This is a genomic window from Bradyrhizobium sp. Y36 (assembly GCF_002531575.1).
Lineage (GTDB): Bacteria > Pseudomonadota > Alphaproteobacteria > Rhizobiales > Xanthobacteraceae > Bradyrhizobium.
This window is the reverse complement of sequence record NZ_NWTI01000028.1, coordinates 1-21083: the sequence shown is the minus strand read 5'-3', so window position 1 is coordinate 21083 and position 21083 is coordinate 1. Positions and strand designations below refer to the sequence as shown.

Below are 21083 nucleotides of genomic sequence, written 5' to 3'. Positions count from 1 at the left end.
GACATGAACTACGGCATCGCATTCACGCCGCTTGTCCCCGCGATCGTGCTGTGGCTCGCGCTCGCCGCGATCGTCGTCATCGCGCTCGTGCTGCTGGTGGCCCGCGCGCGCGGCGCCGCCGTGCGCGTGGCCGCGCTGGTGCTGATCCTGCTCGCGCTCGCCAATCCCTCCTTCACCCGCGAGGACCGCGAGCCCCTGACCTCGGTCGCAGCCGTCGTCGTCGACAAGAGCCCGAGCCAGAATTTCGGCAGCCGCAATCGCGAGGCCGCGCAGGCGCAGGAAGCGCTGGTCGACAGCCTGAAGAAGATCAAGGGGCTGGAGGTGCGTGTCGTCGATGCCGGACAGGCCGACGGCGAGACCGACGGCACAAAACTGTTCGGCGCGCTGGCCTCGGCGTTGTCGGACGTGCCGGTCGACCGCGTCGCCGGCGCGTTCCTGATCACCGACGGCCGCGTCCACGACATTCCGGCGAACGCCGCCGCGCTCGGCTTCCAGGCGCCGGTGCACGCCCTGATCACCGGCCAGAAGGACGAGCGCGACCGCCGCATCGCGATCACCGCGGCACCGCGCTTCGGCATCGTCGGCCAGACCCAGACCATCTCCTATCGCCTCGACGACCAGGGCGTCACGGGCGAGCGCGCCAAGGTCACGATCCGCAGGGACGGCGAGGTCATCAACGAGCGCACCCTCTCGAGCGGCCAGGCTGCGAGTGTCGAGGTCGACATCAAGCACGCCGGCCCGAACATCGTCGAGATCGAGGCCTCCCCGCTCGAGCGAGAATTGACACCGGTGAACAACCGCGCCGTCGTCGCCATCGACGGGGTGCGCGACAAGCTGCGTGTACTGCTGGTCTCGGGCGAGCCGCATTCCGGCGAGCGCACCTGGCGCAACCTGCTCAAGTCCGACGCCAGCGTCGATCTCGTGCATTTCACCATTCTGCGTCCGCCGGAGAAGCAGGACGGCACCCCGATCAACGAATTGTCGCTGATCGCGTTTCCGACTCGCGAACTGTTCCAGCAGAAGATCAACGAATTCCAGCTGATCATCTTCGACCGCTACGCGCGCCAGGGCGTGCTGCCGATCGCCTATTTCGACAACATCGCGCGCTATGTCCGCGGCGGCGGCGCGGTGCTGGTCTCGGCCGGCCCCGACTACGCCTCCAACACCAGCATCTGGCGCACGCCGCTGGATTCGGTGCTGCCGGCCGAGCCGGTCGGCGTGACCGAGAAGCCGTTCTATGCGCATCTGTCGGACATCGGCAAACGCCATCCCGTCACCCGCGCCCTGGAGGGCTCCGCCAGCGAGCCGCCGCGCTGGAGCCGGTTCTTCCGCACCGTCGACACCCGCAATTCCGTCAACCCGCCGGTGATGACGGGCGCCGACGGCAAGCCGCTTTTGTTTCTGTCGCGCTTCGGCGAGGGCCGCGTCGCGCTGCTGCTCTCCGACCACATCTGGCTGTGGGCGCGCGGCTATGAGGGCGGCGGCCCGCATCTGGACCTGCTCAGGCGGATGTCGCACTGGCTGATGAAGCAGCCGGACCTCGATGAAGAAGCGTTGCGCCTCCAGGTGCAAGGCAAGGATCTCGTCGTGGTGCGCCAGACCATGGCGGACAGCGTCCAGCCGGTGAGCGTGACCTCGCCGTCCGGCGTGTTGCGCGATTTGACGCTGAGCCCCGGCGAGCCCGGCGAATGGCGCGCCAATCTGCCGGCGAGCGAGCTTGGGCTGTGGCAGGCCACCGACGGCACGCTGAAAGCGCTGATCAATGTCGGCCCGACCAATCCGAAGGAGTTTTCGGAAGTCACCTCCACGGTCGAGACCTTGAAGCCGCTGACGCAGGCAACCGGCGGCAGCGCCGTGCGCGTGGCGGACAGTGCCAGCGTCGAGCTGCCGAGAATCCTCCCGGTGCGCTCGGCCAGCGTCTTTGCCGGCGACGGCTGGATGGGCGTGCGGATGCGCGACGCCAGCGTCGTCAAGGGCGTCGGCGTGCTGCCGATCTTTGCCGGCCTGATCGGGCTGCTGCTGCTGCTCGGCGCCTTCGCCGCCACTTGGGTCCGCGAGGGACGCTAGCGCTCCGTTGCTCGAACGCCACATCGGCCCGCCACCCGCACTGGCCGGCTTGAGGGTCGTTGACATCCGCAGATCGATCCTGCGATGTTACATTATAACATCGTGGGAGACCGAGGGGTCGGCGCCCTGCGATGTGGGGGTAGCTTTTTCCAGATGAAGTGGTTCCGGTCGAATATCAGGCACGGCGCCCGGCTCGCGTTGTTCGCGATGCTGGTGCAGTTCGCGCTGACGTTCGGTCACAGCCATTGGTTCGCGCAGGCCGCGCCGCTCGCCCAGGCCACGCTGCAGCAGACCGGCAGCGCCAACGGCGTTGCTGCGATCGACCGCGCCGCGGGCCAGAAGCAATCGCCCGCCGCTCCCGACCGCGAGCATCCGGGCGAGGACAATTGCGCGATCTGCGCATTGGTCGCGATGGCGGGCACGATCGTGTTCACAACGCCGCCCCTGTTGCAGCTTCCGCAGGCGATCGACCTGCTCTACCGCACCACCGATGCCGAGTTTCTCCATCTGAAATCGGCAGGCACGGCGTTTCAGCCGCGCGCCCCTCCCGCATCCTGACCTCCAACGCTTGATCACACCCAGCCTCGCCGCTTCCAGGCGAAGGCCTGGGATCCGTTGAAGTCGAATTTCGTCGCGCCGCGACGGCAGGCCGCCTCCGATCAGCACACCATCATGCGGACGGCGCCTGACTGGAATCAGGATCATGTCATTTCAATCGCGACGCGCGCAGCGTCTTGGCGGAGCAAGCCTGCTCCTGCTCGGCGCCGCCGCCACATCCGCGTTCGCCCAAACACCCGCGCAAGACAAGTCATCGACCGAGATCCCTGCCGTCACCGTGACGGCTCCGAGCCCGATCGTGCGCAGAGCGGTGGTGCCGTCCCGCAACGCAGGCCGCGGCACGCGGACCGCACGGACGCGCAGCCGCGAGCAAACCGCGGACGCAACGCCGGCAAGCGCCGCGCCCGCCGCACCCCAGCAGGGCGTGCTGCCGGTGGTGACCAACCAGTTCGCCACGGTCACCGTGGTGCCGAACGAGGAAATCCGCCGCGGGGGCGGCGGCCAGCTCGGCGATCTGCTGTTCTCCAAGCCCGGCATCACCGGATCGAGCTTCGCACCCGGCGCCTCCAGCCGGCCGATCATCAGGGGTCTCGACGTCAACCGCGTCGGCATCGTCGAGAACGGCACCAATTCCGGCGGCGCCTCCGACCTCGGCGAAGATCATTTCGTCCCGATCGACCCGCTCGCGACCAACCAGGTCGAGGTGGTCCGCGGGCCGGCGGCGCTGCGCTACGGCTCCACCTCGATCGGCGGGGTCGTCAGCGCCACCAACAACCGGATTCCGGATGCGCTGCCGTCCTGTGCGCCCTCGTTCCAGGCTTACGGCCTGCCCGCCAAGGCGCCGCTCGCGAGCGCCGCGACCTCGCCTTGCGTCACCGCGGAGACGCGCACGGCGTTCTCCTCGGTCGATCGCGGCGTTGAAAGCGGCGTGCTGCTCGATACCGGCGGCGGCAACTTTGCGTTCCATGCCGACGCCTACGGCCGCACCACCTCGGACTATTCCATCCCGGGCTATCCGTATCTGAACGACCAGTCGCGCTCCGTGAACGGCCGCCAGCCGAACTCGGCGACGCGTTCGGACGGTGCCTCGATCGGCGGCTCCTACTTCTTCCAGGGCGGCTATATCGGCGCTTCGATCACCCAGAACGACTCGCTCTACCACATCCCCGGCATCGACGGCGCCGACCACAAGACGCGGATCGACGGCCACCAGACCAAGATCAACGTCAAGGGCGAGTACCATCCCGATGCGGCCGCGATCGACACGGTCCGCTTCTGGGCCGGTGCGACCGACTATCGGCACAACGAGATCGGCCTCGCCGATCCCGCCGACCTCAATAGCGACGGCATCCGCCAGACCTTCACCAACAAGGAGCAGGAGATCCGCACCGAGGTGCAGTTGATGCCGTTCAACGCACGCTTCGCCGAGGTGACGACGGCGCTGGGCTTCCAGGTCGGCCATCAGGAATTGAGCGCGCCGAGCCCGGACAATCCCGGCACGCTGTTCAACGGGTTGTGGGACCCCAACAACAGCACGCGCGTTGCTGCTTACGCCTTCAACGAGTTCAAGTTCACGGAGGCGACGCGGGCGCAGATCGCCGGCCGCATCGAGCATGTCGAGCTGCACGGCACGACGCCGGACTTCCCGACCGATTATTTGCCCGACGGCACGCCGCAGGCGGGCATCGCGCGTAATCCATCGTTCACGCCGAAGAGCGGCAGCATCGGCCTGTTGCAGGATCTGCCGGGCGGCATGGTCGGCAGCATCACCGCACAATATGTCGAGCGCGCGCCGAAGGCGGCCGAACTGTTCTCGCGTGGCGGGCACGATGCAACCGCGACGTTCGACATCGGCAATCCCAATCTCACCATCGAGACCGCGAAATCGGTCGAGCTCGGCGTGCGCAGGGCGACCGGACCATTCCGCTTCGAGGCGACCGTCTACTACACGCATTTCGACAATTTCATCTATCGCCGCCTCACCGGCGTGTCCTGCGACGACGACTTCGCCTCCTGCGGCACACCGGGGGCCGAGCTGAACCAGGCGGTCTACTCGCAGCGCAACGCCAATTTCCGCGGCGGCGAATTCCAGTCGCAGCTCGACGTCGGCGCGTTCCAGGGCGGCATCTGGGGCATCGAGAACCAGCTCGACTTCGTCCGCGCCACCTTCAGCGACGGCACCAACGTGCCGCGGATTCCCCCCATGCGGATGGGCGGCGGCGTGTTCTGGCGCGACGACAATTGGCTGATGCGGGTCAACCTGCTGCATGCCTTCGCGCAGAACAACGTCGCGGTGATCGCGGAGACGCCGACGGCGGGTTACAATCTGCTGAAGGCCGAAATCAGCTACAAGACCAAGCTCGATCGCAACTGGTTCGGCGCACGCGAGATGATGGCCGGTATCGTCGGCAACAATCTCCTCAACGAGAACATCCGCAACTCGGTATCCTACACCAAGGACGAGGTGCTGATGCCCGGCATCGGCGTACGGGCGTTCGCGAACTTCAAGTTCTAGGCTTGAGTCGGCCGACGGCACTCGCCGTCATTGCGAGGAGCCCTTGCGACGAAGCAATCCAGAGTCTGTCCGCGGAGGCAGCCTGGATTGCTTCGCTGCGCTCGCAATGACTGAAGCCATCCGAGCTACCCTGCCCGTGCCCTGCTCCAGTCGGGGCCGACCGCTCCCGAGACGCCTTCGAAGGCGCCGTCGACGAGCTCGAACACCAGGATGCGCGCGGCGTCCACCGGACCCGGCATGGTGACGCGGCCCTTCGGGACCGGCTTGAATCCGACACGGCTGTAATAGGGCTCGTCGCCGACCAGCAGCACGAGACGGTGGCCGTTCGCCCTCGCGTCCTTGAGTGCGCGCTCCATCAACAGACGGCCGACACCGCGGCCGCGGAACGGCGGCTCGACCGTGAGCGGCCCGAGCAGCAGCGCCGGCGTCTCGCCGACCAGCACAGGCAATTGCCGGACCGAGCCGACCAGCAGCGTACCGATGCGGGCGGTGAAGGACAATTCGCGCAGATGGTCGACATGCTCGCGGATTCGGTAGGCGCTGAGCACGAAGCGGCCGGGACCGAAGGTACGTTCGTGCAGCCGCTCGATCGCCTGAGCGTCGCCGGCGGCTTCGGGAAGAATGGTGAGTGAAAGGTCAGTCATGTCAATCGCGGGATAGCACCTGAACGCTGCGCGGTCCATCGGGCAGCAACGCCGCTCAGCTCCTTTTCAACGCCGGTTGGGACAGGTAGGCCAGCATCTTCATCTCCCGCCGCCCTCGCGTCACCGTGTCGAGAACGAGCCCCGACGACACCGAGAGCAGGGCCATGATCATCAGGCCCATCGCCAGCACCGCGGTCGGCAGGCGCGGCACGAGGCCCGTCTCGATGAAGGTGATCAGAACCGGGATCGCGAGGATCACCGAGGCCGCCGCCAGCAGGATTCCGATCGCCGTGAAGAAGCGCAGCGGCCGCTCCGACCGGTAGAGCTTGAGCATGGTGCCGAGGATGCGAAACCCGTCGCGCCAGGTGTTGAGCTTGGAGAACGAGCCTTCGGGGCGCGCGTAATAGGGGGTCTCGATCTCGGCAACGGGCAGGGACAGTTCCAGCGCATAGACGGCCAGCTCGGTCTCGATCTCGAAGCCGTCGGAGAGAACCGGAAAGGACTTGACGAAGCGGCGCGAGAACACCCGGTAGCCGGACAGGATGTCCTTGAAGGCATGACCGAAGGTCGACGCCAGAAAGCCGGTCAGCATGCGGTTGCCGGTGCGGTGGCCGAGCCGGTAGGCGGCCTGGACCTGATCGACGCGAAGGCCGACGACCATGTCGAGGTGATCGTCGAGCAGCCTGTCGATCATGCGCGGCGCGCTCGGTGCGTCGTAGGTGGCGTCGCCGTCGACCAGCACATAGACGTCGGCCTCGACGTCGGCGAACATGCGGCGCACGACATGGCCCTTGCCCTGGCGACGCTCGCTGCGCACGATCGCACCCGCTTCGCGCGCGAGGGTTGCCGTACGGTCGCGCGAATTGTTGTCGTAGACGTAGATCGCGGCTGAGGGCAGCGCCTTGCGGAAATCGGCAACGACGGTCGCGACCGCCGCCTCCTCGTTGTAGCAGGGCACCAGCACCACGATCCGAAGTTGAGTTGAGGTCATCGCGACGACGCTCCGAGGCTTGCCGGCTCGCGCCCGTGCGGCGCGGCCTGCCGGGGCAGCATGCGCGCCTCGCTCCAGCGCAACATCGTGACGATGTTGCTGGCGGTGATCGCAAGGCAAATCAGGCTGAAGCTGGGTTTGGCAATCGTCATCCGGAGGCGCTCTTTCGGGCAGCTTACTAGCACAGACCGGCCTCAGCGCCACGTCGCAATCAGCGGCTGACCATCAAGCACTTCGGCGATCCGCCGCCGCGTGCCAAGCGTGGTCCCCTCGGGCAGCGCATTGATCGCGAAGAACCCGCACTCGATGATCTCGCGGTTGGGCGCAGGGATACGGTCCTGCCTGAACTGCCTGACCACGTAGACGGCGACGTGGTCGCGGCGGGAGACGTGGCTGTTGAGGAAGATGCCGTGCAGCGCGGCTTCGCCGGTGAGGTCGATATCGCCCTCCTCCTTGAGCTCGCGCCGCATCGCCTGCTCCATGGTCTCGCCGAGATCGACGCCGCCGCCGGGCAGGTGCCAGCCACTGACATAGCTGTGCTTGACCAGGAACACCCGGTTCTCGGCATCCAGCACCACGGCCCGGACGCCGAGCGTCATGCCGCGGACGACGAGGAAATAGGCGTGGAAGAATCGCCGCAGCAACGGCTCGCATCTCCGTCGGACCCGGTTCAGACGTTCTCCCATCAGACTTCCTCGACTCCGCGGTTCAGGCGCTGCTTGCGCAGTCCTCGCGACCTTGCCATTACAGCGGAGCAATAGCGAGGCAATCGCGCGCCATGACTCCCAACACGCTGGCTCCCTTCACGCTCGCCCATCTGTCCGATCCGCATCTAGCGCCCTTGCCGAAGCCGCGGCTGATCGAGCTCGCGGGCAAGCGCGCGCTCGGCTACGTCAACTGGACGCGCAACCGCCACAAATACCAGCGCCGCGAGGTGCTCGACGCGCTGGTCGCCGACATGAAGGCGCAGGCGCCCGACCACATCGCGGTGACGGGCGATCTCGTCAACCTGGCGCTGGACGCCGAGTTCGCGCCGGCCCGCGCCTGGCTCGACGAGGTCGGCCCGCCCGACCGCGTCACCACGATTCCCGGCAATCACGACGCCTATGTCCGCGCCACCTCGCATCGCTTCGGCGAGACGTTTGCTCCCTATCTTGCGGGCGACGACGGCCGCATCGGCTTTCCCTCGGTGCGCCGGCGCGGGCCGCTCGCGCTGATCAGCCTGTCGACCGCGGTGCCGACCCTGCCATTGATGGCGACGGGCACGCTCGGACGCGACCAGCTCGCGGCTCTCGAACAGGTGCTCGAACGGCTCGCTTCCGAGGATGTCTTCCGCGTGCTGCTGGTGCATCATCCGCTGAAGTCCGCCGCGCGCCAGAAGCGCATGACGGACTCCGCCGATCTGCTGGCCGTTCTGAAGCGCCACGGCGTCGAGCTGATCCTGCACGGGCATGACCACATTCATTCGACGATGTGGTTCGAAGGCCCCAACGGCAACATTCCCGCGCTCGGCGTGCCCTCGGCCTCCGCGCTCGCGCACGGCCACTACCCGGCGGCGGCGTACAATCTGTTCAGCATCGAAAAGGACAATGCGGGCTGGCGCTGCGAGCAGACCGTGCGGGGGCTGGGAACGGGATATCAGATCGGACGTATCAAGCATGTGAGGCTGATCTAGTTCGGCCGTCCGTAGCCCGGATGGAGCGCAGCATAATCCGGGACGCCTGTGTCCGTCGCGCGAAGGCCCCGGATTGCGCTGCGCTCCATCCGGGCTACGGCAAGATGCCTCACCAGCTCCGCAAGGCCGCGAACAAGGCAAATCCGAACAGCGCGGCGGCACCGAGCAGGAAGCCCAACACGAACGGCCAGAAGCGCGAACGGCGCGGTGGCGGCTCAGCGGCCTGGGCTTGCGGTTCGGGCGGGATCACCATGGCGCGCTCGCGCTCGACCATGCGGCGCGCGACATAGTCGGTGACGGCCTCGACGATCGCTGCGGTGTCGTGCGATTCGGCGAGCACGATGCGGCCGAACCGGGTGTCCTGGACGAAGCGGTACATCCGCTTGTCGCGCCCCATCACGATGTGGGCGACGACGTCGATCCAGAGTCGCGGCGTATCGCCCTGGCTGATGCCGCGGTCGAACAGATCAATCCGGTCAGGCACCTGAGCGAACAGGGGATCGAGCGCGTCGTTGAGGATCTCGAGCCGCGCCACCTCGGCGTCCCTGAGATCGACGACGACGCCGGTCCGGTCGGCGGCCTCGATCCGCGCGCGCAACAGCGCATCGCGCAGCCGCACCGGGCGCGACTGGCCGGGATGGGTCCCGCTGGTCTCGGGCTCTGACATTGGCGGCCTCGTCCTCGACTGATCCCCATTAACCTATCAGCAACCACACCCGCCGCAAAGACCTACAATTCCAGAGGCTTAGAGGCACCCACAGGCGTTTCACCTGTACCAAAAACAGACGATCCCACCCAGGCAGAGCCTGGATGGGACCATCCGTCCTTGGACGTCTTCTTAAGTCGGGAGATCAGGCCGAGACGCGCGAGGGCTCTTCCACGATCGAGAAGCGGACGCCGGCCTTGTGGCGGTTCTCTTCCGAGACCGTGCGCCAGGCATCCTCGGCCTCTTTGCGGGTCTTGAACGGACCCTGCACCTGGGCCGAGCCTTCCACGAGCTTGTGGAAGTTCATCGAACCGAACTCGCCGCCGATCACCCAGAAATTGCTGCCTTTGGTCATTGTCAGTCTCCTGTCCAATAGCGTGCTGCGTTAGCCGAACTGGTTCATCGTGTTGTGGGCACCGCCCGCCTTCAGGGCAGCCTCGCCGGCGAAGTACTCCTTGTGGTCGTCACCGATGTCGGAGCCGGCCATGTTCTGGTGCTTCACGCAGGCGATACCCTGGCGGATCTCGGCGCGCTGGACGTTCTTGACGTAGCCCAGCATGCCCTGCTCGCCGAAATACTCGCGGGCGAGATTGTCGGTCGAGAGCGCCGCCGTGTGGTAGGTCGGCAACGTGATCAGGTGGTGGAAGATGCCGGCGCGCTTGGCCGAATCCGCCTGGAAGGTGCGGATGCGCTCGTCGGCTTCCTTCGCCAGCGGCGTGTCGTCGTACTCCGCCTTCATCAGTTCGGCACGGTTGTACTTGCTGACGTCCTGGCCCGCTTCCTTCATCGCGTCGTAGACCTGCCAACGGAAGTTGAGGGTCCAGTTGAACGACGGCGAGTTGTTGTAGGCGAGCTTGGCGTTCGGCACGACCTTGCGGATGCGGTCGACCATGCTGGCGATCTGCTCGATGTGCGGCTTTTCGGTCTCGATCCAGAGCAGGTCGGCACCGTTCTGCAGCGAGGTGATGCAATCGAGCACGCAGCGGTCTGCACCGGTGCCGGGGCGGAACTGGTAGAGGTTGGAGGGCAGCCGCTTCGGACGCATCATCTTGCCGTTGCGGTTGATGATGACGTCGCCGTTACGGGCGTTCTCCGGGGTGATTTCCTCGCAATCGAGGAAGCTGTTGTACTGGTCGCCGATGTCACCGGGCTTGTGGCTGACGGCGATCTGCTGCGTCAGGCCGGCGCCGAGCGAGTCGGTGCGGGTGACGATGATGCCGTCTTCGACGCCGAGCTCGAGGAAGGCGTGGCGGCAGGCGCGGATCTTGGCGATGAACACCTCGTGCGGCACGGTGACCTTGCCGTCCTGGTGACCGCACTGCTTCTCGTCCGAGACCTGGTTCTCGATCTGCAGCGCGCAGGCGCCCGCTTCGATCATCTTCTTGGCGAGCAGATAGGTCGCTTCCGCATTGCCGAAGCCGGCGTCGATGTCGGCGATGACGGGGACGACGTGGGTCTGGAAGTTGTCGATCTTCTCGATCAGCTCCTTCTCGCGGGTCTTGTCGCCTTCCTTGCGGGCCTTGTCGAGCTGGCGGAAGATGTCGTTGAGCTCACGGGAATCCGCCTGACGCAGGAAGGTGTAGAGCTCCTCGATCAACGCAGGCACCGAGGTCTTCTCGTGCATCGACTGGTCGGGCAGCGGGCCGAACTCGGAGCGCAGCGCCGCGATCATCCAGCCAGAGAGATACAAATAGGTGCGATCGGTCTTGCCGCCGAAATGCTTCTTGACCGAGATCAGCTTCTGCTGGGCGATGAAGCCGTGCCAGCAGCCCAGCGACTGGGTGTACTTGGTCGGGTCCTTGTCATAGGCCGCCATGTCGGCCCGCATCAGCGCCGCGGTGTAGCGGGCGACGTCGAGGCCGGTCTTGAAACGGTTCTGCAGGCGCATGCGCGCGACGGCCTCGGCCGACACGCCGTTCCAGGTCGGCTGGGTCTCGAGGAGCGCCTGGGCTGCCTTGACCTCGTCCTGATAGGACGACGGGCCCTGGAGGGTGCTGATGCCGCGCGGCTGGTAGTTCATCTGACTGATCCTTTCGCTGACGATGGCGATGGCTTGCCATCGACATTCTTGACACTGCATTGCGAGATGCGTGTCAGAAGCTAAACGCCAAAACAGAAACTTCGTATAGATGGCTTGTTTTTTATTGGTGATGTCATGTAACATCGGAACATGTAATAGATGTAATTTTGTAAATCTTGTAAAAATATAGGTCAGCAAGACTGTCCTTCACGCGCACGGAGATCTGAGACATGGCTGCCGAATCCGGCAAGAAACTCTTCGTCGGCCCCCGCTTCCGCAGGATCCGGCAGCAATTGGGACTGTCGCAGACCCAGATCGCCGAGGGGCTCGGGATCTCACCGAGCTATGTCAACCTGATCGAGCGGAACCAGCGCCCGGTAACGGCGCAGATCCTGCTGCGGCTTGCGGAGACCTACGATCTCGATCTGCGCGACCTCGCCACCGCCGACGAGGACCGATTCTTCGCCGAGCTGAACGAGATCTTCTCCGATCCGCTGTTCCGCCAGATCGACGTGCCCAAGCAGGAGCTGCGCGACCTCGCCGAGCTCTGCCCCGGCGTCACCCATGCGCTGCAACGGCTCTATGCGGCCTATACCGAGGCCCGCCAGGGCGAGACGCTGGCGGCCGCGCAAATGGCCGACCGCGACGTCGGCACCCGCTATGAGGCCAATCCGGTCGAGCGCGTGCGCGAGCTGATCGAGGCCAACCGCAACTATTTTCCGGAACTCGAGCAGGCCGCGGAGACTCTCCGCGACGAGCTGAACGTCCCGGCCGAGGGCCTCTATGCCGCGCTCGCGGCGCGGCTGCGGGAAAAGCACTCGATCCAGACCCGCATCATGCCCGTCGACGTCATGCGCGAGACGCTGCGCCGCTTCGATCGTCACCGCCGCCAGCTCCTGATCTCGGAGCTGGTCGATCCGCCCGGCCGCGCGTTCCAGCTCGCCTTCCAGCTGGGCTTGGGGGAATGCGCGCAAGCCCTGGAAACCATCATCGGCCGCGCCGGCCCGCTCGACGATGCGCCGCGCCGGCTGTTCCGCATCACGCTCGGCAACTACTTTGCGGCGGCCGTGATGATGCCCTATCCGGCATTCCTGGCCGCCGCCGAAGCGCTCAACTACGACATCCACGTGCTGGCGCAGCGCTTCAATTCCGGCTTCGAGCAGGTCTGCCACCGCCTCACCACCCTGCAACGGCCGAACGCGCGCGGCATTCCGTTCTTCCTGCTCCGCGTCGACAATGCCGGCAACGTCTCCAAGCGCTTCTCGTCCGGCACGTTCCCGTTCTCGAAGTTCGGCGGCACCTGTCCCTTGTGGAACGTGCACTCGACCTTCGACACGCCCGACCGCCTGCTCAAGCAGGTGATCGAGCTCTCCGACGGCACGCGCTATTTCTCGATCGCGCAGATGGTGCGCCGTCCCGTCGCGCCGCATCCGCTGCCGCAACCGCGCTTCGCCATTGGCCTCGGCTGCGAAATCCGCCACGCCGCGCGCCTGACCTATGCCGCCGGCATCGACCTGGAGAAGAGCGAGGGCACGCCGATCGGCGTCAATTGCCGCCTCTGCGAGCGCGAAAACTGCGCCCAGCGCGCCGAGCCCCCGATCACGCGCACGCTGATCCTGGACGAGACGACGCGGCGGGTGTCGAGCTTTGCGTTCTCGAATGCGCGGGAATTGTGAGGGGACGCTTAAGGGCACGCACGCGCCACTCACTCCGCCGTCATGCTCCGCGAAAGCGGGGCATCCAGTACGCCGCGGCCCATCGGCCCTATCACGCCTGTCACGGAGTACTGGATCGCCCGGTCAAGCCGGGCGATGGCAGTTGAATGTGAAGCGAGAGCGAGCGGCCCAGACCCTCACGCCAGCGTATGCACGATCACCGGCCCGGCAGCCGCACTCGCGTGCCCCGCGAGCAGCGGGCCGAGATCCTTCTCGATCCAGGCGATGGCGCGCTTGTTCGCTTCCTCGGCCTGCTCGAACTTGTCGAAGATTGAGATCGCGGTGACCGTGTCGTCGCCGGCATAGACGACGTAATAGGCACGGAAACCGTCGACGTCGCTGATGATCGGAACGGCGCCGTCCTTGATGCGGCGCGCCAATTCCTCCGCGCTCCCGCTTTTCGCCTTGGCCTGACGGATGGCGGCATACATGGCTTCCTCCTCCCGGCTCTTGATGCGGGCGTTGTGCCCGGACCGGATGTTACGCCGAAGCGGGGGGCCCGGATACCCTCCTTGGTTAATCCGGCGCTAATTCGCCTGCGCGATCTGCAACCAACGGTTAAGCACGCCTCAACATCGCTGCCCTAGTCTCGCCCCACTCACTTTTCGCAAACAACGGCGGCCTATTCTGCCGGGCGAAGTGACATCAGGGGGTTCATCATGCGCATTGCGTTGCTGCTGGCCGCGACCGTCGTCGGCGCGCTCTTCGCCGGCCCATCTCGTGCCGGATCGCTCGACGCCGACGCGGCGCAGCTGCTGCCGCCGGGCTTCCAGAGCTACCGCGGCTACATGTTCGACCTGTCGGAGAATTCCGACCGCAAGGACGTCGACAAGCTCACCGACAATCTGAAGCAGCAGATCGATCTCGTCGAAGGCGCGGGCCTGTCGCCGCGCGTGCTGCGTTTCTTCCATACCGTGCCGATCGTCGCGAGCGAGCTGGCCTGCCTGGACGAAGGCGCCGCGACCGCGTGCTACGGCCGGGTCACGCCCGACATCCGCCGCACCGTTCCGCGGACGCTGACGGTGTGGGATCCGAACAAGCAGCGCTGGACCAATCCGAACGCCGTCGACCTCGCGGTCGATTCCGGGCTCGGCGTGATCATGCTGCGGCCGGACATGATGCGCTACGAGAAGGAGGCCGTGCTGCTGCACGAGCTGCTCCACGCCTATCACGCGCGGCTGCTGCCGGACGGCTATGCGAACAAGGGCGTGATCACCTATTACGCCCTGGCCAAGTCGAAGGACATGCTGCCCAAGGAGTCCTACGCGATGAAGAACCCGATGGAGTTCTTTGCCGTGACCTCCAGCATCTTCCTCTCCGGAAAGAGCGAATTCCACGATCCGAAGTCGCGCGCGGCGCTCAAGGAGAAGATGCCGGATTATTACAAATATCTGGTCGGCGTGTTCGGCTTCGACCCCGAGCCGGCGGCGGCAAACGGCCCGGTTGCCTCGCTGAAGTGAGGCGCCCCGCCGAGACATCCAAAAAGCCGCGCGATCTGCGCGGCTTTTTCAGTTTTGGCCGATGGAAGCTGCGGATGACGCACAGCCGGGAATTGCCAAGGTGGGGCCCGATCTGCATAGTCCCGCCCGCATCGATAGCGTTTTTCGAAGAGGATAAGAGAACATGGCGGACGCCGACCTGGATGTCGTGATCCGGCAACTGGCCAGACAGCTGCATACGGGCCTGATGACCCGCGCCAAGGAGCGGCGGGATCGCTTCAACGGCCTTGCGGCCAAGGCCAAGAGCAAGGAGACCGCCGACCGCTTCAAGTTGATGGCCAAGGCCACCCTGGAGCAGGCCACCGCCGCCGCCAAGCGCCTGCAGATGTCCGCCGACAACGTCGCCGACAGCTACGCGCGGTCAATGCGGATTGCGGCCAGCACGCCGGTTGCCGTGAAGGTCGAGAAGAAGGCCAAGGACGAGAAGCCGGCGAAGAAGGCCGCCAAGGCCAAGAAGGCCAAAGCCAAGAAGGCGAAGTAGCTGCTGCCTGCCTCTCTCCGTACGAGGGATGGAAGAGCCACATCCACCTCGTCATTGCGAGGAGCCCGTGACGAAATTGCGAAGCAATTTTGCACTGGTGCAGCAAAGCAATCCAGAATTCTTCCGTGGAAAGACTCTGGATTGCATCGCTGCGCTCGCAATGACCGTGTGGAGACGATCGAGGGCTTCGGCTCACTCCGTCCTCGTGGAGGTTCAATCGCAGGGCGGGCAAAGCGAAGCGTGCCAGACGTCGGTTGTCGTATTGAAGAGATCGTGGACACGGCGCAGGGGCGCCTTTGCCCACCTTACGATTCCCGGATTCGTGGATAGAGCCCCCTCACCTTCGCGGCACCGACATCTGGGCCGGCTCGGCGCTCGCGAGTTCGGCGAGCTTGGCAAGGGCGGCTTCGCGCGCGCGGCCGTCCTTGCCTGATGGCAGCGCCAGCGCCGCCTCGAAATCGGCACGCGCGTCGTCGGCCTGACCGCGGGCGAGGAATGCCAGGCCGCGGTCGAGGCGGGCCTCGGCATCCCTGGGATCGAGGCGGACCGCCGTGTTGTAGCTCAGGATGGCGCGGTCGAGATCACCGGTGGCAGCGAGCGCGAGGCCGCGCTGGTGATAGGGGGCGGCAAGCTTGGGATCATGCGCGATCGCCTCGTCATAGTCGGCGATGGCGAGCTCGAAGTCGCCGTTCAGGCGGTGTGCAAGCGCGCGATCGCGATAGAGCGCCGCACGGTTGGGATTGAGATGAATGGCCTCGTCGAAATCGGCGATCGCCCGCCCGAAATCGCCACGGCGCAACGCGATCCGTCCGCGCCCCTCATAGGCAAAGGCAATCAGCGATCCCCGCAGCGGCGAGAAGCCGATCACGGCCGAGCAGACGTCGGGCTCGTCCTCGTCACCGCAATTGACGACCGTGTGCGTCGACAAACCGATGAGCACACACAGGACGATCAGCAATGGCACGGCAGTTCTGGTCATCTTCGACGGCGACCGGCATTTGGCCGGCCACGCATCCCCTTTCGAAGAAAGCATCTCCCCCGCTGTTAGCACCGGCCGGGACGATCCTGTGTGCGCCAGGTCACAAAGCGCGGATCTCGCCTGGAGTTTCCGTCAACCCCAGGGGCCGCGCGAAGGACCACCCGACGACGAGCGTCCCCACGGGCCGCGCGGGGGATAATTTTCGTTGGCGCCGACCGACGGAGCGGCCCGCGCCCCGAGCTCGGCCGCGAGCTGCTGAAGCGCGGCAATGCGGTTCTGCGTCGAGGGATGGGTGGCGAACAGATTGTCCACGCCATGGCCCGACAGCGGATTGATGATGAACATGTGCGCGGTCGCGGGGTTTCGCTCGGCCTCGTAGTTCGGCACCTGATGCGCGGCCCCCTCGATCTTCACCAGCGCAGAGGCCAACCACATCGGCTGTCCCGCGATGCGCGCACCGAGATTGTCCGCGGCATATTCGCGGGTGCGGCTGATCGCCATCTGCACCAGCATGGCGCCCAGCGGGGCGAGGATCATCATCAGGATCGAGCCGACGATGCCGAGACCATTGTTGTTCTCGCGATTGCCGCCGAAGAACATGCCGAACTGCGCCAGCATCGAGATCGCGCCGGCGATGGTCGCAGTGATCGTCATCAGCAGGGTGTCGTGATTCTTGATATGGGCGAGCTCGTGCGCAATCACGCCGGCGAGCTCCTCGCGGCTGAGCTGGCGCATCAGGCCGGTGGTGACGGCGACCGCGGCGTTTTCGGGATTGCGGCCCGTCGCGAAGGCGTTCGGCTGGACCTCGTCCATCAGGAACACGCGCGGCATCGGCAGGCCGGCACGGCTCGCAAGCTCGGCGACGAGCCCGACCAGCTCAGGCGCGGACGAACGGTCGACCTCATGGGCGCCGTACATCGAGAGCACCATGCGGTCGGAGTTCCAATAGGTGAAGACATTCATCGCGGCGGCAATAACGAGCGCGATCATGGCGCCGGAGGCGCCGCCGATCAGATAGCCGACGCCCATGAACAGGGCGGTCAGGCCGGCGAGCAGCATTGCGGTACGAAGATAGTTCATGGCCGTCTCCTGAGGCCCGCCGCGGCCGCTGGAGGCGTCCGCAGGCCGGCAAGCATGAGGTAGGGATGACCCCGGCCGGAGTGCAAGGTTTCGAGGTGCGTCGCGGAGCCGCGGCACTGGTTCGCGCACCATACTTCCATTAAACTTCACCCAGAATCCAAGCGTTCCCTCCCCGCCGGAAACTCCATGCTCCAGACCCGACTTGCGATCGCGGCCGTTGCCCTCGCTGCGCTGTCCGTTCCCGCCTCCGCCCAGCTCCAGCCGCCGCCCGGAAGGACCGCTGCGCCCAAAGCGACAGCCCCCTCGCCCCGCGCCGCCTCATGCCACAACGGCGCGAGCTTCGATCGTTTCCTGGCTGACGTGAAGCAACAGGCGGTCGCCGCCGGCGTGTCGCAGCGGACGATCGCGGAGACCTCGCCCTATCTCGTCTACGACCAGGGCATCGTCAACCGCGACCGCGGCCAGCGCGTGTTCGGCCAGCTCTTCACCGAATTCGCGGGACGCATGGCGGCGCCCTATCGGATGCAGAACGGCCAGCAGCACATCAAGCAACATGCCGCAGCGTTCGCGCGCGCGGAAAAGGAATATGGCGTGCCGCCGGCGGTGATCGCCGCGTTCTGGGGCCTGGAGAGCGACTTCGGCGCCAACATGGGCAATCTGCCGACGCTGAAATCGCTGGTGTCGCTGGCCTATGACTGCCGCCGCTCCGAGATGTTCGTGAACGAGACCATCGCCGCGCTGAAGATCATCGACCGCGGCGATCTGCATCCCGACGAGATGATCGGCTCCTGGGCCGGCGAACTCGGGCAGACCCAGTTCCTGCCGGTGCACTATGTCAACTATGCCGTCGACTATGACGGCGACGGACGACGCGACCTGTTGCGCTCGCCCGCCGACGTGATCGGCTCGACCGCGAACTACATCGCCAACGGCCTGAAGTGGCGGCGCGGCGAGCCATGGCTGGAAGAGATCAAGGTGCCGCCGAACCTGCCGTGGGAGAAGACCGATCTCACCGTGCGCGAGCCGCGCTCGACCTGGGCGCAGCTCGGCGTCACCTATCCCGACGGACGACCGCTGCCGAGCGACAATCTCGCGGCGTCCGTGCTGCTGCCGATGGGGCGCTTTGGTCCGGCCTTCATGGCCTATGCGAATTTCGCAGCCTACACCGAATGGAATAACTCGCTGATCTATTCGACCACCGCGGGCTATCTCGCCTCGCGCATCGCGGGCGCCGCCCCCATGCGCAAACCGGCCCAACCAGTGCCGCAGCTGCCGTTCAACGAGCTCAAGGAATTGCAGCAGCTCCTGGTGCGTGCCGGCTTCAATGTCGGCAAGGTCGACGGTGTGCTGGGCCAGCAGAGCCGCGCTGCCGTGAAGGCGATGCAGGTCAAGTTCGGCCTGCCCGCCGATTCCTGGCCGACCGCCGAGCTGCTCGCCCGCATGCGCGGCGGCACGGCGCAGGCCCAGCCGGCAGGCACGGTGCGGTAAAGCTCCATCCGCTGTCATGCCCGACTTGATCGGGGCATCCAGTACGCCGCAGCCATAGTTGGTTCGCACAATTCCAGCCGCGGAGTACCGGATCGCAGGCCAAGCCGGGCGATGACCGCGAAGGGTGCGGAGACGACGACAGCGGAGCTGGCGCGATAGAATTTTCGCACTGCAAAAGGCGCCCTGCGCGATTGTATTTTTCCATGACGTTCCCATGTGAGTGGCTCAGGTTTTCTCCTGAGATTTCCCATTCACAAGCGAGCATCACATGTCCTTCTACGACGCCGTCGTTCCCGCCTATTTGCAGATGTTGAACAGCGTGACCGGGCTGCTCACCAAAGCCGAGGCGCATTGCGCGGCGAAGAAGATCGATCCGAGCGTCCTGCTCGGCTCCCGCCTGTTTCCGGACATGCTGCCGCTGTCGCGCCAGATCCAGCTCGTCAGCGATTTCGCCACCAAGGGCTGCGCGCGACTGACCCACAGCGAGGTGCCCTCGGCGCCCGACACCGAGACCAGCTTTGCGGAATTGAAGCAGCGGCTGGCGAAGACGATCGACTACGTGAAGTCGTTCAAGCCCGAGCAATTCGAGGGCGCCGAGAGCAAGGACGTCACTTTCCCGGCCGGCCCGGACAAATCCATCACCATGAAGGGCCAGCAATTCCTCAGCGCGTTCTCACTGCCGAACCTCTATTTCCACGCCGCGACTGCTCACGGCATTTTGCGCAACAATGGCGTCGAGATCGGCAAGCGCGATTTCCTGGGCGCGAACTGATTTGCGAAATCGCACGGCCGCGGCAGTCGGAATCCGCTGCTGCGGACGAAATTGCACATGAATTATGCTACGCGGTGCTTGCCGCGTAGCTCGCCTGCACTTTCCGTATGGCTCGTCTCTTGCGCTCGATGCCGCGATGCACAAGTGTTCCTGACCTTTCACCGTCTGGAACATCCCTCATGAGCCGTCCGACCAAACTGTTTGAGACCTACAAGCTTGGCCCGATCACGCTGGCCAACCGCCTCGTCATGGCGCCGCTGACGCGCAACCGCGCGGTGCCCGGCACATTCGTGCCCGGTGCGCTTGCGGCCGACTATTACGGCCAGCGCGCCTCCGCAGGCCTCCTGATCACCGAAGCAAGCCAGGTCTCGCAACAAGGCCAGGGTTACCAGGACACCCCCGGAATCTATTCCAAGGACCAGGTCGCCGGCTGGCGCAAGGTCACCGACAAGGTTCATGCGCGCGGCGGCAAGATCTTCATCCAGCTCTGGCATGTCGGCCGCATCTCGCATGTCGACCTCCAGGCGAACGGCGCAGCTCCTGTGGCGCCGAGCGCGATCCGCGCCAAGGGCAAGACCTTCGTCAACGGCGGCTTCGCCGACGTCTCCGAGCCGCGTGCGCTCGAGCTCTCCGAAATCCCAGGGATTATCGACGACTTCAAGCGCGCCACGAAGAACGCGCTGGAAGCCGGTTTCGACGGCGTCGAGATCCACGGCGCCAACGGCTATCTGCTCGAGCAGTTCGCCAAGGACGGCGCCAACAAGCGCACCGATGCCTATGGCGGCTCGATCGAGAACCGCGCCCGGCTGATGCTGGAGGTGTCCAGGGCCGTCGTCGCCGAGGCCGGCGCCGATCGTACCGGCATCCGCATCTCGCCGGTGACGCCGGCCAACGACATCTCGGATTCCAACCCACAGGCACTGTACGACCACATCGTCGACGGGCTCAGCGCGCTCAAGCTGGTCTATCTCCATGTCGTCGAGGGCGCCACCGGCGGGCCGCGCGATATCGCGCCGTTCGACTACGCATCCTTGCGCAAGCGCTTCTCCGGCGCCTACGTCGCCAACAATGGCTACGATTTCGATCTCGCCACCAAGGTTCTGGATGCGAACGCCGCCGATCTCATCGCCTTCGGCAAGCCCTTCATCTCCAACCCCGACCTCGTCGAGCGGCTGAAGCAGGGCGCAGCGCTGAACGACTGGGACAAGAACACGTTCTACGGCGGCGGCGCCAAGGGCTACACGGATTACCCGACGCTGGCGGCCGAGCCGGCGGAGTAACCACCCTCCACACGACAACCGTCATGCCCCGCCTAGTGCGCAATTGCGCACGGGGGCGGAGCATCCAGTACGCTGCGGCCTCTCGATTCAATCACGGCCGTCTCTGGAATACTGGATTGCCCGCTTCCGCAGGCAATGACATCGAGTGTGTGGGAGGCGCGTCCCACATCATCACAAGCACGAAACAAAAGGCCGGGATCGCTCCCGGCCTTTCGCATTTGAGGACGCTCGACGCGCTTACTTCGCTTCCGCGCGCTTCGGCGGGGTTGCCGGCCACGACTTGATCAGCGTGTCGTAGTCGACGGTCTCGCCCTTCGGCTTCTCGTTGGCGAGCTTGCGCTGGGGCGCGATGGTGCCGTCCTTCTCGGCCTTCGCGTACCAGTACTCGGCCGTCTCCTTCTTGTGGAGCTTCGGACCGCAGGCGCCCTGTACGTTCGATTTCTCGAGGCGCTCCATGACGGAGTCCTGAGCAGCCGCAAGCGCATCCATCGCCGCCTGCGGCGTCTTCGCACCGGACGATGCATCGCCGATGTTCTGCCACCACAGCTGCGCGAGCTTCGGATAGTCGGGCACGTTGTTGCCGGTCGGGGTCCACTGCACGCGCGCGGGCGAG

20 protein-coding genes and 1 pseudogene are annotated in these 21083 nt (G+C 65.6%); 10 read left to right on the top strand and 11 right to left on the bottom strand.

Going from position 1 to position 21083, the window contains the following annotated elements:
* Positions 1–3 precede the first annotated feature (3 nt).
* The 3 genes from CO669_RS31880 to CO669_RS31870 all read left to right on the top strand — a co-directional run bounded on the left by CO669_RS31880 (position 4) and on the right by CO669_RS31870 (position 5140).
* Complete coding sequence (locus CO669_RS31880) at positions 4–2067, top strand: hypothetical protein (RefSeq protein WP_097666114.1); 2064 nt, start codon at positions 4–6, stop codon at positions 2065–2067.
* A 153-nt stretch (positions 2068–2220) separates the two neighbouring features.
* Positions 2221–2625, top strand: a complete 405-nt coding sequence (locus CO669_RS31875) for a DUF2946 domain-containing protein (RefSeq protein ID WP_198964369.1) — start codon at positions 2221–2223, stop codon at positions 2623–2625.
* A 145-nt stretch (positions 2626–2770) separates the two neighbouring features.
* Positions 2771–5140, top strand: a complete 2370-nt coding sequence (locus CO669_RS31870) for a TonB-dependent receptor (protein WP_097666110.1) — start codon at positions 2771–2773, stop codon at positions 5138–5140.
* 125 nt (positions 5141–5265) lie between these two features.
* On the opposite strand, the gene CO669_RS31865 is transcribed toward CO669_RS31870, so the two are convergent.
* The 4 genes from CO669_RS31865 to CO669_RS31855 are packed head-to-tail and all read right to left on the bottom strand — an operon-like array spanning position 5266 to position 7461.
* Complete coding sequence (locus CO669_RS31865) at positions 5266–5784, bottom strand: GNAT family N-acetyltransferase (RefSeq protein WP_097666108.1); 519 nt, start codon at positions 5782–5784, stop codon at positions 5266–5268.
* Positions 5785–5839: 55 nt separating this feature from the next.
* Positions 5840–6775, bottom strand: coding sequence for a glycosyltransferase family 2 protein (locus CO669_RS31860; RefSeq protein WP_097666106.1), 936 nt, complete (start codon positions 6773–6775; stop codon positions 5840–5842).
* Positions 6772–6927: a hypothetical protein gene (locus tag CO669_RS35780; protein WP_158228807.1), complete on the bottom strand. Its 156-nt coding sequence runs from the start codon at positions 6925–6927 to the stop codon at positions 6772–6774. Before CO669_RS35780 ends, CO669_RS31860 begins: the two co-directional genes overlap by 4 nt.
* Before the next feature lie 42 nt (positions 6928–6969).
* The gene (locus CO669_RS31855; protein WP_097666104.1) at positions 6970–7461 is read right to left on the bottom strand and encodes an NUDIX domain-containing protein; all 492 of its coding nucleotides are present in this window, start codon (positions 7459–7461) and stop codon (positions 6970–6972) included.
* A gap of 107 nt (positions 7462–7568) precedes the next feature.
* Here CO669_RS31855 and CO669_RS31850 point away from each other — a divergent pair, with 107 nt between their 5' ends.
* Complete coding sequence (locus CO669_RS31850; protein ID WP_097666235.1) at positions 7569–8450, top strand: metallophosphoesterase family protein; 882 nt, start codon at positions 7569–7571, stop codon at positions 8448–8450.
* A gap of 109 nt (positions 8451–8559) precedes the next feature.
* On the opposite strand, the gene CO669_RS31845 is transcribed toward CO669_RS31850, so the two are convergent.
* The 3 genes from CO669_RS31845 to CO669_RS31835 form a co-directional block, all read right to left on the bottom strand.
* Positions 8560–9117, bottom strand: coding sequence for a hypothetical protein (locus CO669_RS31845; RefSeq protein ID WP_097666102.1), 558 nt, complete (start codon positions 9115–9117; stop codon positions 8560–8562).
* A 184-nt stretch (positions 9118–9301) separates the two neighbouring features.
* Positions 9302–9511 (bottom strand): DUF4170 domain-containing protein, encoded by a 210-nt coding sequence (locus CO669_RS31840; RefSeq protein WP_018323282.1) that lies wholly within the window; start codon positions 9509–9511, stop codon positions 9302–9304.
* A 30-nt stretch (positions 9512–9541) separates the two neighbouring features.
* Complete coding sequence (locus tag CO669_RS31835; RefSeq protein ID WP_097666100.1) at positions 9542–11176, bottom strand: isocitrate lyase; 1635 nt, start codon at positions 11174–11176, stop codon at positions 9542–9544.
* A gap of 230 nt (positions 11177–11406) precedes the next feature.
* On the opposite strand from CO669_RS31835, the gene CO669_RS31830 reads away from it, so the two are divergent.
* The gene (locus CO669_RS31830) at positions 11407–12852 is read left to right on the top strand and encodes a helix-turn-helix domain-containing protein (protein WP_097666098.1); all 1446 of its coding nucleotides are present in this window, start codon (positions 11407–11409) and stop codon (positions 12850–12852) included.
* A 176-nt stretch (positions 12853–13028) separates the two neighbouring features.
* Here CO669_RS31830 and CO669_RS36250 read toward each other — a convergent pair whose 3' ends face one another.
* Entirely contained in the window at positions 13029–13322 is a 294-nt protein-coding gene (locus CO669_RS36250) for an antibiotic biosynthesis monooxygenase (RefSeq protein WP_027575542.1), read from the bottom strand.
* Between the two features lie 228 nt (positions 13323–13550).
* Between CO669_RS36250 and CO669_RS31820 the strand changes: the two genes are divergently transcribed.
* Positions 13551–14351: a hypothetical protein gene (locus tag CO669_RS31820; protein ID WP_097666096.1), complete on the top strand. Its 801-nt coding sequence runs from the start codon at positions 13551–13553 to the stop codon at positions 14349–14351.
* A gap of 163 nt (positions 14352–14514) precedes the next feature.
* The gene (locus CO669_RS31815; protein ID WP_097666094.1) at positions 14515–14871 is read left to right on the top strand and encodes a hypothetical protein; all 357 of its coding nucleotides are present in this window, start codon (positions 14515–14517) and stop codon (positions 14869–14871) included.
* 337 nt (positions 14872–15208) lie between these two features.
* Here the strand turns inward: CO669_RS31815 and CO669_RS31810 are convergent, their stop codons facing one another.
* Together CO669_RS31810 and htpX are read right to left on the bottom strand one after the other, a co-directional pair.
* On the bottom strand, positions 15209–15850 hold the full coding sequence (locus CO669_RS31810) for a tetratricopeptide repeat protein (RefSeq protein ID WP_198964368.1): 642 nt from the start codon (positions 15848–15850) through the stop codon (positions 15209–15211).
* Between the two features lie 132 nt (positions 15851–15982).
* A complete protein-coding gene (gene htpX, locus CO669_RS31805; RefSeq protein WP_097666090.1) occupies positions 15983–16930 on the bottom strand; it encodes a zinc metalloprotease HtpX in 948 nt (315 codons plus the stop codon).
* Positions 16931–17116: 186 nt separating this feature from the next.
* Here htpX and CO669_RS31800 point away from each other — a divergent pair, with 186 nt between their 5' ends.
* The 3 genes from CO669_RS31800 (at position 17117) to CO669_RS31790 (ending at position 20470) form a co-directional block, all read left to right on the top strand.
* A complete protein-coding gene (locus tag CO669_RS31800; RefSeq protein WP_097666088.1) occupies positions 17117–18418 on the top strand; it encodes a lytic murein transglycosylase in 1302 nt (433 codons plus the stop codon).
* A 268-nt stretch (positions 18419–18686) separates the two neighbouring features.
* Entirely contained in the window at positions 18687–19190 is a 504-nt protein-coding gene (locus tag CO669_RS31795; protein ID WP_097666086.1) for a DUF1993 domain-containing protein, read from the top strand.
* Positions 19191–19369: 179 nt separating this feature from the next.
* A complete protein-coding gene (locus tag CO669_RS31790) occupies positions 19370–20470 on the top strand; it encodes an alkene reductase (RefSeq protein WP_097666084.1) in 1101 nt (366 codons plus the stop codon).
* Positions 20471–20707: 237 nt separating this feature from the next.
* Here the strand turns inward: CO669_RS31790 and CO669_RS31785 are convergent.
* Positions 20708–21083 (bottom strand): annotated as a pseudogene (locus tag CO669_RS31785) (carbohydrate ABC transporter substrate-binding protein); the annotation flags it as partial.

What these genes read in the sequence shown, in the direction of transcription:
- CO669_RS31815 (WP_097666094.1), top strand. Translation starts at nt 14,515, where the DNA reads ATGGCGGACGCCGACCTGGATGTCGTGATCCGGCAACTGGCCAGACAG.
- CO669_RS35780 (WP_158228807.1), bottom strand. Translation starts at nt 6,927, where the DNA reads ATGACGATTGCCAAACCCAGCTTCAGCCTGATTTGCCTTGCGATCACC.
- CO669_RS31800 (WP_097666088.1), top strand. Translation starts at nt 17,117, where the DNA reads ATGCTCCAGACCCGACTTGCGATCGCGGCCGTTGCCCTCGCTGCGCTG.
- CO669_RS31810 (WP_198964368.1), bottom strand. Translation starts at nt 15,850, where the DNA reads ATGACCAGAACTGCCGTGCCATTGCTGATCGTCCTGTGTGTGCTCATC.
- CO669_RS31860 (WP_097666106.1), bottom strand. Translation starts at nt 6,775, where the DNA reads ATGACCTCAACTCAACTTCGGATCGTGGTGCTGGTGCCCTGCTACAAC.
- CO669_RS31840 (WP_018323282.1), bottom strand. Translation starts at nt 9,511, where the DNA reads ATGACCAAAGGCAGCAATTTCTGGGTGATCGGCGGCGAGTTCGGTTCG.
- CO669_RS31820 (WP_097666096.1), top strand. Translation starts at nt 13,551, where the DNA reads ATGCGCATTGCGTTGCTGCTGGCCGCGACCGTCGTCGGCGCGCTCTTC.
- CO669_RS31870 (WP_097666110.1), top strand. Translation starts at nt 2,771, where the DNA reads ATGTCATTTCAATCGCGACGCGCGCAGCGTCTTGGCGGAGCAAGCCTG.
- CO669_RS31845 (WP_097666102.1), bottom strand. Translation starts at nt 9,117, where the DNA reads ATGTCAGAGCCCGAGACCAGCGGGACCCATCCCGGCCAGTCGCGCCCG.
- CO669_RS31835 (WP_097666100.1), bottom strand. Translation starts at nt 11,176, where the DNA reads ATGAACTACCAGCCGCGCGGCATCAGCACCCTCCAGGGCCCGTCGTCC.
- CO669_RS31855 (WP_097666104.1), bottom strand. Translation starts at nt 7,461, where the DNA reads ATGGGAGAACGTCTGAACCGGGTCCGACGGAGATGCGAGCCGTTGCTG.
- CO669_RS31875 (WP_198964369.1), top strand. Translation starts at nt 2,221, where the DNA reads ATGAAGTGGTTCCGGTCGAATATCAGGCACGGCGCCCGGCTCGCGTTG.
- CO669_RS31830 (WP_097666098.1), top strand. Translation starts at nt 11,407, where the DNA reads ATGGCTGCCGAATCCGGCAAGAAACTCTTCGTCGGCCCCCGCTTCCGC.
- CO669_RS36250 (WP_027575542.1), bottom strand. Translation starts at nt 13,322, where the DNA reads ATGTATGCCGCCATCCGTCAGGCCAAGGCGAAAAGCGGGAGCGCGGAG.
- CO669_RS31795 (WP_097666086.1), top strand. Translation starts at nt 18,687, where the DNA reads ATGTCCTTCTACGACGCCGTCGTTCCCGCCTATTTGCAGATGTTGAAC.
- CO669_RS31865 (WP_097666108.1), bottom strand. Translation starts at nt 5,784, where the DNA reads ATGACTGACCTTTCACTCACCATTCTTCCCGAAGCCGCCGGCGACGCT.
- CO669_RS31790 (WP_097666084.1), top strand. Translation starts at nt 19,370, where the DNA reads ATGAGCCGTCCGACCAAACTGTTTGAGACCTACAAGCTTGGCCCGATC.
- CO669_RS31880 (WP_097666114.1), top strand. Translation starts at nt 4, where the DNA reads ATGAACTACGGCATCGCATTCACGCCGCTTGTCCCCGCGATCGTGCTG.
- htpX (WP_097666090.1), bottom strand. Translation starts at nt 16,930, where the DNA reads ATGAACTATCTTCGTACCGCAATGCTGCTCGCCGGCCTGACCGCCCTG.